8 protein-coding genes and 1 pseudogene are annotated in these 12,196 nt (G+C 32.4%); 2 read left to right on the top strand and 7 right to left on the bottom strand.

The features are described 5' to 3' along the window. Positions 1-13: 13 nt before the first annotated feature. From ACEWL1_RS09415 to ACEWL1_RS09435, 5 genes are all read right to left on the bottom strand, one after another. Positions 14-2,449 carry a zinc-dependent metalloprotease gene (locus ACEWL1_RS09415; RefSeq protein ID WP_409233065.1) on the bottom strand — a complete coding sequence of 812 codons (2,436 nt, stop codon included), beginning with the start codon at positions 2,447-2,449 and terminating at the stop codon, positions 14-16. A 90-nt stretch (positions 2,450-2,539) separates the two neighbouring features. Continuing rightward, positions 2,540-4,741: a DUF5916 domain-containing protein gene (locus ACEWL1_RS09420; RefSeq protein ID WP_409233066.1), complete on the bottom strand. Its 2,202-nt coding sequence runs from the start codon at positions 4,739-4,741 to the stop codon at positions 2,540-2,542. 59 nt (positions 4,742-4,800) lie between these two features. After that, positions 4,801-5,751, bottom strand: coding sequence for an alpha/beta hydrolase (locus tag ACEWL1_RS09425; protein WP_409233067.1), 951 nt, complete (start codon positions 5,749-5,751; stop codon positions 4,801-4,803). A 100-nt stretch (positions 5,752-5,851) separates the two neighbouring features. After that, a complete protein-coding gene (lysS, locus tag ACEWL1_RS09430) occupies positions 5,852-7,549 on the bottom strand; it encodes a lysine--tRNA ligase (RefSeq protein WP_409233068.1) in 1,698 nt (565 codons plus the stop codon). 493 nt (positions 7,550-8,042) lie between these two features. Beyond that, positions 8,043-8,510 carry a DUF456 domain-containing protein gene (locus ACEWL1_RS09435; RefSeq protein ID WP_409233069.1) on the bottom strand — a complete coding sequence of 156 codons (468 nt, stop codon included), beginning with the start codon at positions 8,508-8,510 and terminating at the stop codon, positions 8,043-8,045. A 206-nt stretch (positions 8,511-8,716) separates the two neighbouring features. Here ACEWL1_RS09435 and ACEWL1_RS09440 point away from each other — a divergent pair, with 206 nt between their 5' ends. Then, complete coding sequence (locus ACEWL1_RS09440; RefSeq protein ID WP_409233070.1) at positions 8,717-9,178, top strand: hypothetical protein; 462 nt, start codon at positions 8,717-8,719, stop codon at positions 9,176-9,178. A 78-nt stretch (positions 9,179-9,256) separates the two neighbouring features. Then, on the top strand, positions 9,257-9,730 hold the full coding sequence (locus ACEWL1_RS09445; RefSeq protein ID WP_409233071.1) for a hypothetical protein: 474 nt from the start codon (positions 9,257-9,259) through the stop codon (positions 9,728-9,730). A gap of 229 nt (positions 9,731-9,959) precedes the next feature. Here the strand turns inward: ACEWL1_RS09445 and obgE are convergent, their stop codons facing one another. Both obgE and ACEWL1_RS09455 read right to left on the bottom strand, forming a co-directional pair. After that, the gene (obgE, locus tag ACEWL1_RS09450; protein ID WP_409233072.1) at positions 9,960-10,949 is read right to left on the bottom strand and encodes a GTPase ObgE; all 990 of its coding nucleotides are present in this window, start codon (positions 10,947-10,949) and stop codon (positions 9,960-9,962) included. An 87-nt stretch (positions 10,950-11,036) separates the two neighbouring features. Beyond that, positions 11,037-12,158 (bottom strand): annotated as a pseudogene (locus ACEWL1_RS09455) (adenylate kinase). Positions 12,159-12,196 lie beyond the last annotated feature (38 nt).

Genomic DNA, 12,196 nt, shown 5'->3' on the forward strand with positions numbered 1-12,196 from the left:
GTAAAGTTAATTATTATTTAGGATCTAAAATAGCATCAATTCTTTCTAAAATATCTCTTAGGTGATATCTTGTAATTGTATTTGGCGCAGTAGCAACTGCTTTTCTAACTTCGGTTTTAATTCTATTTAACTCACCTCTAACAATAGGTTTAACATCAGAAATATCAACTCCTTTTTCCATTAAATCACCTAAAACACTAATATGTGTTCTTTGTAAATTTCTTCTGTAAGTATCAATCGACTTTCTAGAATATAATTCCGCCCAAATACCTCTTCTTAAATCATACATTAATGATAAAACCGTATATGCTTTTGAACCGTTTAACGTTTCGTTGTCAATCATTCTAACAATTCTTCGATCTCTTAAAAGATTTCTTAAAGTTCTTGTTTGCATTCCTTTTATTCTATCAGAAACACCAGAAGATTCTGTTCTATCAATAATTTCTTTGTTAATTACCCAAGTTGGTGTTTTAAACAATTGATCGTTTAAATATTTAACAGCTTCTTTTTGACGAGCTTTAGAAACATGTGTGTAAATTGCACCTGCTTGATCGGAAGTTTTATTGTCTTCTATAACACCTCCAACAATTGTTGTAACGTGTCCAGAATATCTGTTAAATTGAGAAAGTACATGTCCATACATATCTTTTAAATCAGAATAATTTTCTCCTTTTTTACTTGTCCATTTTATTAAGTTTGGTACAATACGTTTTAAGTTAGCAATACCATACATACTTGCTTTTACTCCGTCATCACCTAAATCTTCAGTTTGAGAACTAGGGTCAATTCCGTTATTTCTTCCAAAACGATACCATGGATTTCCAGCATGTTTTAAAATCCAACTATCTAAAATAGGTTTTTCTTCTTCTGCTGTTTTCCCTAAGATTGGACGATAACCCCAGTTGATGGCATGTTTATCATACACGCCAATATTTGGCATTAAAGCAACACCTTTATCTCCCGGTTGTGCAACGTAATTAAAACGCGCATAATCCATAATAGATGGTGCCGTTCCGAATTTTTTCGTAAAAGTAGCAGAACGTAAAGAATCTACTGGATATGCAGAACTACTTCCCATATTATGTGGTAAACCAATTGTGTGTCCTAATTCGTGAGAAGAAACAAACTTAATTAATTCTCCCATCACTTCAGTTTTAAACCCAACTCTTTGTGCTTCTGGATTGATTGCAGCAGTTTGTACAAAGTACCAACCTTGTAATAAACTCATAACATTATGATACCAGTTGATATCCGATTCTAAAATTTCTCCAGAACGTGGATCACTCACGTGAGGTCCGTTTGCATTCGGAATTGGAGAAGCCAAATAACGAATTACAGAATAACGAATGTCTTCTGGACTGTATTCTGGGTCTTCTTCTTCAGTTGGAGCTCTTTTTGCTACAATAGCATTTTTAAAACCTGCTGCTTCAAAAGCAACATTCCAATCGTTTACACCTTGTATAATAAAAGGAACCCATTCTTCTGGAGTTGCTCTATCTACATAATACACAATTTGTTTTTTTGGCTCAACTAATTCACCTCTATTAAATTTAGCAATATCTTCTTCTTTAACCTCTAATCTATAACGATCTAAGTATCTTACAGTTTTACTTTTTTGATCAGCTAAACCATAATCTACTTGAGATCTAGCAAACCATCCAACTCTTTCGTCTGCATAACGACGTTTCATCGGAACTTTTGGTAATAAAATCATTGAGTTACTCATCTCTAAAGAAATTGAACCTACGCTAGAGTTAGAAGGAGGAGCAGCCGAAGCATACGTTTTTACGTCTCTAATTTCTATATTCTGAGGATAACTGTTAATTCTATCAATAAAAGAGCGTTTAGCATCTAATCTTGACACCTTTAATCTTTTTCTGTAAAATGATGGTAACCCAATTGCAGCAACATCTGTAGTAAATAAAGTTGTTGCATCAATTACAGTGGCTCCATTATCTTTGTTAATTGCAAGGATAGGAAACGCGTACAATATTGGGGCAAAATTAGAATTTGCTACTGCCTCATGTACTGGTAAATTTTTATCAGCAACTACATTCTGAGAAATAACTCTTAATAAGATTTTTTTGTCTTTACGTTCCCAACGTAACATTTGTGTGTTTGTTTTTCCACCACCAAAACCTAGTCCGTTGGCAGTTTTAGCAATTCTAGTTACCATTAGCATATCTCTGCCTAAAAGCGAATCTGGAATTTCAAATAAATACGCTTCATCTTTTTTGTGAACGCTAAATAAACCTGCATCTGTTTTTACATCCTTTGTAACAACTGATGCATAAGGTTGAATGTCTCCTTTTTTAGGTTTTGGAGCCGGTTTTACTACTGTTTTTGTGTCTTTTTCGTTTTTTTTCTTCTTTCGTTGTGCATCAGCATTTACAGAAAAACCAAAAACAAATAAAACAACTAATACTCTCGAAATTACTTTTTGTATCATGATTTATATATTAAAGTTTGTGTTATTAAAAATAAGTTTTCGAATTTACCATTTATTAAAAATAAGAATCTTAAATAAATGTTAAAGACGTTATAAATTTAACCAATAAGATAGTTTTAAATTGATAGATCTAAAACGTGGACTTAATGGTGAATTGGTGTCGTAATTGTCGTTATAAGCAATAAATAAATCAGACAACGGAGCAAAACGCCACTGCAATCTTGAATTTACACTTAAGCTTTGTTCTTGATTGCTATATTGAATTAACGTATTCCAAAATAAATTTTTATTAAAGGTAACATCAAAACGAGGACCAACTAACCAAATAGAAGCGTTTGCATACGGATCTGGTAAACTAATATAATTGTAGTTTACTTGTACTTTTGTTTGGAAAAAAGGTTCTATTCTCCAATTTAAATTTCCTTCTAAAGAATATTTATTTCCGTTGTAAAATTGCCCAATTGATGGAGAAATATCAAAAGAGAATTGTTTTCTTATATCTGATCTGTATTTTGCTTCAAAACTGGTGTAAGAATAGCCAACATTTGCTGGCAATTCTACAGAGTTTGTTCTTGTTGGATCAAAACTATCATATAAATAGGTATATCGATTAAACATAGAAAACTCTAAATTGGTAGAATTGTTAAAGTCGATATTCCATTGACTGATAATTGTATAATCAGAATTTTTGTAACCTAATTCTGGTTTCCAAATGTAAATTGGTGTTACAGATAAAGTGTGTTTTTGAATTTCCCCTTTCTTTGGGTAAAAAGTATATTCAAAATTTGGATTGATTTTAAAGATGTCTGTTCTCTTGATAAACCCTAAATCTGACCTAAAATCATCTTCAATATAAATGCCACTCAATTTAATTTTAAAGTTTCTGGAATTGTATTCGGTAGAAATTCCTGCAGAAATATCTTTTCCAGTTGTTGTTGGCGAAAAAGATTTGTGAATAAAATATCTTCCGTTCCAAGTATTGTTTTCTGATGCTAAATTGTAATCAATACCAATTACTCTGTTGTATTTATCTTCTTGTTTTAAAAAACCATACTCTTTTGTTGCTTGTTTGTTGATGAATAAAAAACTTAGATTAGATCTACTAAATAATTTTTGTTGAATGGCAACAACCGAATTGTTTGTAGCCGGAATTTCATTTTCAACATCTTCTTCTGTTTGAACACTTAAAATTCCTAAACGTAAATTATTATTTAATTTTCCGCTTAATCTTGCGCCTGCAACAATTCCGTTTTCTATAGATTCACCACTTTTATTTTTTGCGATTCCGATACGCCGAGAGAAAAATGGATTTTCGTCTCTTGAATCTCCAAAATCTCCAAACAAATCGCTGTTTTCAATAAAAAACTGACGGCGTTCGGGCAACGAAATTTCAAAACGTGTTAAATTTGTTGTTTGCTGGTCAACTTCTACTTGAGAAAAATCTGGATTGATCGTTACATCTAAATTCATGCTATTTCCAATAGCAAATTTGGCATCACCACCAATTTTAACATCATTAATAGCACTGTTGTTTTCAAAATCTTTTCCAGAAAAAGTATTTATATATGGAATAATTGCTATGGGTGCTCTCGATTTTCCTAAAGGTTTTTCAAAAATCATTTCGCCCATATAAGCTAAGCTAAAAATGTATTGGTTTTGAGGAATATTCATCCACGTATTTTGTTCATTATCTTGTGTGTCAAACTGATAACTGTTAAACCGCCATTTGGTTTCTCCTTCTCTAAACTTAAAAGCTGTTAACGGAATTGCAATTTCTGCTATATATGCATCATCCAAAATCTGTGTTTTACAAACCCATTTTGTATCCCAAGCTAAATTAAATCCTCTTAAATCTGTTCCGCCACCAGAAAGCAAGGCTTCTCTTTTAACTCCTGCCGGATTTGTTCCAAAGAAAAAAGCATTAGAACCATCATTAAATGTATCAAAAATAAGTGTGACATTGTCGTTTCCAGAAGCTCTAAAATCTCTTCGCAAAGAAGGAATGATAAAATCGTTTGATTTTGCGTGTACTTTAATTGCTACATATAGATTTTTGTCATCAAACATCATTTTTACTTCTGTTTGATTATTTGCTTTTAAAGAATCTGATGGAAAATATTGCCAGTAGTTTGAGGTTGTTTTTGCTTTTGCCCAATGCGCTTCACTTAATAAACCATCAATTGATATTTCAGAAATATCAGTTTTTATATATTTTACAAAAACTTGCTTTGTTTTTTGAGCAAAAAGGGTTGTGCAGCTAATAATAAGAATTAGGAATAGATTTTTCTTCAAAACGGTAATTTGGTTAACGTTTCGAAAGATAAATAAAAATATAATAAAATCAGATTAATTTATTGCAGCTGAGAATACAAGAAAGTTCTTATTTCTACCAAACAAGAATTGCAGCTTAAAAAAGCATCATGTGTTCCGTTCTGAATTGTTTTTAATTCATTTTTTAATCCAAGTGAAGTGGCATACGGATGTAAAATTCCAGAACCATCAGCAATAATTCCTGTATTATTAACATCGCCTTGTAAATAAGGTACAACCGTATCATCAGTGCCGTGAATACTAAACAAACTTGGCTCGTTAGAATTGATAAAATTAGAATTAAATAAGGCTCCAGAAATATTGATGACTCCTTTTACTGTAGATGGAAATGATTCGTTTCCGCTTCTTCCTTCAATTCCTCCTTTTGAGTTTACATAATCAACAAAAGAACTTCCTCCAATGGTAGTTAATTCTACATTTGTATGCACATATGCGTACTGCAACGCGGTAATTGCGCCGGCAGAATAACCGCCAATAAACACTTTTGAAATGTCAATTTTATAAACATTATTTGTGGTGGCATCTTTTGTGAAATAACGCACAGCAGCTTTCATGTCTGCTACAGAATTTAGTACAACTTTTTTAAAAACTAATGGCGTTGGAGTAACATCTAACAATCTATAATCGATGGATGCCACAACATAACCTGCTTTTGCTAAAAAAGTAGCAAGCTCTTTAAAATCTGCTTTATTGCCAGATATATAACTTCCGCCATGTGCTAAAACGAGCAAAGGTCTGTTGATTTCTGTATCGTTTGCTGGTTGATAAATATCCATAGATAAACCAGTTGTTGCGCCACCTAACGTAACATTTGCTCCATACCGTACATCTTTAGAAACGGTAATTGTTTCAAAAATCTGACTATTGTATCGTTGTTGATTTTCTGCCTGATTGATGTAACTTATTTCACTTTCTAAACAAGAAGTAAAAAGGAATATAGAAAAACTAAGTAACAGTATTTTACGAATCATAATAGCAACTGATTGTATGAGCTTTATTTGATTTTAGGTTCTTTGTTTTAACGAAAAAAAAGGAATTACAACAATGTAATTCCTTTTTCTATATATTTAATTAAACAACTTCAACAAACAAACCTTCGTCTGTTTTAGAAACTTTGGCAACCTCTTTTTTGGTTAATCCTTTAATGGTTTTATCCCATTTCTTGTTCGATAAACCAGATTGTGTTTTCAGTTGGTTTAAATCTATTTTTTCTGCTTTAGTAATGATTGCTAGTAGCGCTTTCTCATCATCTGTAAGTGCAACATCAGCAGCGATTCGCTGCTCTGGTCGCATTTGCGGAAAGAATAATACTTCTTGTATGGATTGATTGTTCGTCAAAAACATAATCAAACGATCCATCCCAATTCCCATTCCAGAAGTTGGCGGCATTCCGTATTCTAAGGCACGTAAAAAATCTTCGTCAATAAACTCTGTAGCTTCATCGTCTCCTTTTGCAGCTAATTTTAATTGATGTTCAAAACGCTCACGTTGATCTATCGGATCATTTAATTCAGAATATGCGTTTGCAATTTCTTTACCACAAACCATTAGCTCAAAACGTTCTGTTAATTCAGGATTATCTCTGTGTTCTTTACAAAGTGGAGACATTTCCTTCGGATAATCTGTGATAAACGTTGGCTGAATATAATTTCCTTCACATTTTTCGCCAAAAATTTCATCAATTAACTTTCCTTTCCCCATTGTAGCATCAACCTCTATATTCATAGATTTTGCTGCAGTTCTAATTTCATCTTCTGTTTTATCAGTAATATCAAAACCTGTAAAATGTTTGATAGCATCTGCCATCGTAACTCTAGCATATGGCGCCTTAAAATCTATCTTGTGTTCTCCAAACGTTGCTTCCGTTGTTCCGTTTACGGCAATTGCACAATGTTCTAATAATTGCTCACAGAAATCCATCATCCAATTGTAATCTTTGTAAGCAACATAGATTTCCATTGCTGTAAATTCTGGATTGTGTGTTCTGTCCATTCCTTCGTTTCTGAAGTTTTTAGAAAACTCATAAACACCATCAAATCCACCAACAATTAATCGTTTTAAATACAATTCGTTGGCAATTCTCATGTATAACGGAATGTCTAAACTATTGTGATGGGTAATAAATGGTCTAGCTGCTGCGCCACCAGGAATTGGTTGTAAAATCGGAGTTTCAACTTCAAAATATCCAGCGGTATTAAAGAAACTTCGCATAGCGTTGAACAATTTTGTTCTTTTTACAAAAACTTCTTTTACATGTGGATTTACAGCTAAATCTGCATAACGTTGTCTGTAACGCATTTCTGGATCTGTAAAAGCATCGTAAATAACACCGTCTTTTTCTTTTGGTAAAGGCAACGGTTTTAATGCTTTGCTTAATAAGGTAAAATCTTTAACTCTTACAGTTTTTTCACCTACTTTCGTTGTAAATAATTCTCCTTCAACACCAATAAAATCTCCTAAGTCTAATAATTTTTTAAAGACATCGTTGTATTTTGTTTTATCATCGCCTTCACAGATTATATCTCTATTAAAATACACTTGAATTCTACCTTCAGCATCTTGCAATTGTGCAAAAGAAGCTTTTCCTTGTATGTTTATAGATACTAATCTACCAGCAATAATTACCTGTTTCTCTTCAGTAAATTTTTCCTTAATCTGTTTTGAAGTGTGATTTACAGGAAATAAATCAGCAGGATAAGGATTGATACCCAATTCGCGTAATTTTGATAGTTTTTCTCTTCGTACAACTTCTTGTTCTGATAATTGCATAATGCGGGATTCTTTATAGGATGATAATAAAGGCGCAAAGATACAATCAATTACATAATAAAGCAATCTAGTTCTTTGTAGAAATTTTGTAAATTTTTAGTTAAATATTGCTAGTTTAAAAAAATCTTGTATATTCGCAGGCTGCTTTTTATAAAAGTAGCATTTAGTTGTGTTGTTTTGGCACTTTCATAAAAGTGTCGTGGTTTTGTTAACCAATGGAAAGCTTCCCTGAGATGGGACGCTTTTTTTTTGCTTTTTTTTGAAGCTAATTCCCGCTTTCCGTTATATCTTTTTAATTTGTTCTCGACCTATCTACCGACAGGCAGGTACAAATTTACTCATTCTTCACAAATTCACTCGAACTGACAATTAAAAAGGATGCCACTTCAATCGGGGCTAAGCCAATCTATAAAGTTTTTGTTTTATAATAAATAATTATTGTTTTTTAAAAGCCAAAAGCCAAAAGCCAAAAGCCAAAAGCCAAAAGCCAAAATTAACTAAAGAAAGCCGACTTATATTCCCAAAAAGTGCTGATAAAAAACCATAAATACACCAAACCAACACCAAACTTTAAACTTGCGGATACAAAAAATCCGAGTAAAGAACCAAAAGAAGCTTTTAACGCTCGGCCTGTGTCTTTACTGTTGTGCATCATTTCGCCAATAAAAGCACCCACAAACGCACCAATTAAAATGCCAAACGGAATAGGAGAGAACAAGCCAATTAGTAAACCAATTGTGGTTCCGTACACACCATATTTACTTCCGCCAAAACGTTTTGTGCCCATTGCAGGAATAAAATAATCGAGCACCCAAACCAATGCGGCAACAAAAAGTGTAATGCTTAAAAAAGTCCAATCTTTTGGAACTGCAGTTGTAAAACTAAGTAATAATAACCCGAGCCAACCAGTTAATGGTCCAGGTAAAATGGGTAAAAATGCACCAATAATTCCGAGAATCATACAAATTAAGCCTAAAAAAAGTAAAAGAATGTCCATAAATTTTGCTATTGCGAGAATTAAAATAATTCTTGGCAATCTTTTTTGAGATTACTTCGTCATACTTCCTCGTAATGAGGATTTTTATTGATTAGACGAAAATACAAAAACTTTGTTACGGGTGTTTTTTAATTTTCATTGTAATTGGTTATCTTTCTACTTTTATTCTTATGAAATCTTTAAAACTTGTACTTTTTGCCTTTTTTTTATCAGTGAATTGTATCTCTCAGGTTGAAAATCAGGATGAAAATTCAGACTCCAACAATCAATCCACGAGTAGTATTCCTTTTACAAAGGTAGATGTTAAACCAGTTTTTCCTGGATGCTCGGGTTCGGATGATGAAAAATTTGAATGCTTTCGAATGAAAATTAATAACCATTTTATAAGTAATTTTAATGCAGATTTATCAAACGAATTAGGTCTCGCAAAAGGGAAATTACAAATTTTTATTTTTTTTAGTATTGATCAAAGTGGCAATTCGGAAATCTCCTTGGTGAGAGCCCCTCATCCAGGCCTAAAAGCTGAAGCTGAAAGGGTAGTTAAATTGATTCCTAAAATGATACCTGCAATTTATAAGGATGAATTTGTTGGTACAAAATATTTTGTTCCACTTGCTTTTCTTGTCGAATAATTTCTGACCTTTTTTTGGATAAAACACCATTTTTTAAAACAGTTTATAAATTGTACTTTTACCTAGTAAATTTATAACATGCGTTTTCGAGTACTTTCTCTTTTCTTACTTATTTTGGTTGGTACTTCTTGCGAGTATTTTAATTTAAATAAAAAATCGCAATTACAAGAAGTAGATACCATTATCGATTTTTCTTCTGTCGATGTTTTCCCAACATTCGAAGCGTGTAAAAACTTTATCGATAAAGCAAAAAAAACAAATTGTTTTAGAAACACCATTCATAAACACATTTCTGAAAGTTTAGCAAAACACCAATTAGAAGTTAAAAATCCTGTAAACGAAATCGTTGATGTTGTGGTTTTAATCAATAATAAAGGTACTGTTTCTATTCAGAAAATCACTTCTTCTGAAATTTTAAAAAAAGAAATTCCTACAATTGATAGTTTGATTACCATAAGCTTAAAAGGTTTGCCTAAGCTTTCTCCTGCAACCAAAAGAGGAATTCCGGTTGCTACTCAATATCAAATTCCGATTCAGATTACTGTAAATTAGGTTGTTGATTTAATATTGGTTTTGGCTACGAATTCACAAATTTTGTGATAATTATTTGTGAAATTTTACAACTAAAAAAACAAAATAGACTTCCGTTTCCGAAAATCTATTTTTTATTATTGCTTAAGGTTCGTTGCCATTTCGACAAAGCGAAGCATGAGCGACGAGAAATCTTAATAAATGAGATTCCTCAATCATGCCTCTTTTCGGAATGACGGTTGTTGAAACTTTAATTCAACATTTTCCAAAGTTGATCTTTCAATTCTACCAAACCTGTGTTTGCTATCGACGAGAAAAAGATATGCGGAACGCCATCGGGTAAATCCTTTGTAATTTCTGCTCTTAATTCATCATCTAACATATCATCCTTAGAAATTGCCAATAATCTATTTTTATCTAACAATTCTGGATTGTGTGTTTTTAGTTCGTTCAATAAAATTTTATATTCTTTATTGATGTCTTCACTATCCGCAGGAATTAAAAACAACAACGTAGAGTTACGTTCTATATGACGTAAAAAACGAAATCCTAAACCTTTTCCTTCTGCAGCTCCTTCTATAATTCCGGGAATATCTGCCATTACAAAAGATTGATGATTTCTATGTTCTACAATTCCTAAATTTGGTTTTAGTGTAGTAAATGCATAATCAGCAATTTTTGGTTTTGCTGAGGTAATTACTGATAATAAAGTAGATTTCCCAGCATTTGGGAATCCAACTAAACCAACATCGGCCAATAATTTTAATTCTAATAAAAACCAACCTTCAGCTCCATCCATTCCTGGTTGCGCATATCTAGGTGTTTGATTTGTTGAAGATTTAAAGTGCCAGTTTCCCAAACCACCTTTTCCTCCTCGTAACAAGACAACTTCTTGCTTATCATTAGTTACTTCAAAAAGAATTTCATTGGTGTCTGCGTCTCTAACAATGGTTCCAAGAGGCACATCAACATAAACATCCTTTCCGTCGTGTCCGGTACTTCTACTTTTACTTCCAGAACCACCATGATCTGCTCTAAAGTGTTTTTTAAACTTTAGGTGAAATAATGTCCACATATTTTTATTTCCACGAAGAATCACATGTCCACCACGACCACCATCTCCACCATCTGGTCCACCTTTGGTAATAAATTTTTCTCTGTGTAAGTGCATAGATCCGCTTCCTCCTTTACCAGAAGATGCGTATACTTTTATGTAGTCAACAAAATTTCCTTCAGTCATTATTTCTATTGTTTATATGTTGATTTGTCTAATAGTTTATTCGTGTTTGTGATAAACACATAAACGATTTAACGCATAAACAGTTATTTAAAGTTTGTCAAAAACCTCAGCTAAGCGATTTGTAATATCGCTAATACTACCAACACCATTTACCCCATAATAGTTCCCTTGCGCTTGGTAATAGTCTTTTAAAACTGCAGTTTTTGTGTTGTATTCGTTAAAACGATTTCTAATTTTTGATTCGTCAGTATCGTCTGTTCTTCCACTTGTTTTTCCTCTTTCTAATAAACGATCAACTAGTAAATCTTCAGAAACCTCTAAAGCCACCATTCCGTTTATTTTTTCTCCTTTTTCAGCTAAAAATACATCCAAAGCTTTTGCTTGAGACTCTGTTCTTGGAAAACCATCAAAAATAAATCCGTTTGCATCTGCATTTTTATTTACTTCTGCTTTTAACATTTCAATCGTCACTTCATCCGGAACTAAATCTCCTTCATCCATGTATTTTTTAGCCAATAAGCCTAATTTTGTTTGATTTTTAATGTTGTACCTAAAAACATCTCCGGTAGAAATGTGAATTAGATGGTATTTTTCTTTAAGCAATGTTGCTTGTGTACCTTTCCCTGCTCCTGGAGGGCCAAATAATACAATGTTTTTCATAATTTTTTATTGTTGTGTTGTTAGTTGATAAATGGCAGGATAGTTCCTTCCCAATCCATTGTAATCTAAGCCGTAGCCGACAATAAATTTATCTGTAATGCTTTTTCCGATATAATCTATTGGTAAATTTTTTTTAAACACCTCTGGTTTAAAGAATAAGGTTGCAACTTTTAATTGCTTTACTTTCTTATCTTTAAAGATGTCGTAAATTTCTTTTAACGTATTTCCTGTATCAATAATATCTTCTAAAATAACGACAGTTCTGCCTTCAATATTTTCGTTTAAACCTACAAGTTGTTTTACTTTTTCTGTTGATGAAGTTCCTTCATACGAAGCTAGTTTTACAAATGAAATTTCACAATCTCCTTTGTACGCTTTTGCAAAATCAGAAACAAACATAAAAGAACCATTTAAAATCCCGATAAACAATGGAGTTTCTCCTTCACAATCTTTGGCAATTTGTTGTGCTAAAGAGCTAACGATGTTATTGATTTCAATTTCATCAATAAATGGGTTAAAACTTAAATCGTGCAATTTAATGGTGTTCATTTTGCAAAGATACGTTCTTGTTATTGAATGAAAAAACC

Origin of the sequence: Polaribacter gochangensis, from assembly GCF_046224025.1 — a bacterium.
Classification (GTDB): Bacteria; Bacteroidota; Bacteroidia; order Flavobacteriales; family Flavobacteriaceae; genus Polaribacter; species Polaribacter gochangensis.

Excerpts from the sequence above, each read along its gene's own strand:
- ACEWL1_RS09440 (WP_409233070.1), top strand. The coding sequence starts at position 8,717 with ATGAAATCTTTAAAACTTGTACTTTTTGCCTTTTTTTTATCAGTGAAT.
- ACEWL1_RS09445 (WP_409233071.1), top strand. The coding sequence starts at position 9,257 with ATGCGTTTTCGAGTACTTTCTCTTTTCTTACTTATTTTGGTTGGTACT.
- obgE (WP_409233072.1), bottom strand. The coding sequence starts at position 10,949 with ATGACTGAAGGAAATTTTGTTGACTACATAAAAGTATACGCATCTTCT.
- ACEWL1_RS09425 (WP_409233067.1), bottom strand. The coding sequence starts at position 5,751 with ATGATTCGTAAAATACTGTTACTTAGTTTTTCTATATTCCTTTTTACT.
- ACEWL1_RS09435 (WP_409233069.1), bottom strand. The coding sequence starts at position 8,510 with ATGATTCTCGGAATTATTGGTGCATTTTTACCCATTTTACCTGGACCA.
- ACEWL1_RS09415 (WP_409233065.1), bottom strand. The coding sequence starts at position 2,449 with ATGATACAAAAAGTAATTTCGAGAGTATTAGTTGTTTTATTTGTTTTT.
- lysS (WP_409233068.1), bottom strand. The coding sequence starts at position 7,549 with ATGCAATTATCAGAACAAGAAGTTGTACGAAGAGAAAAACTATCAAAA.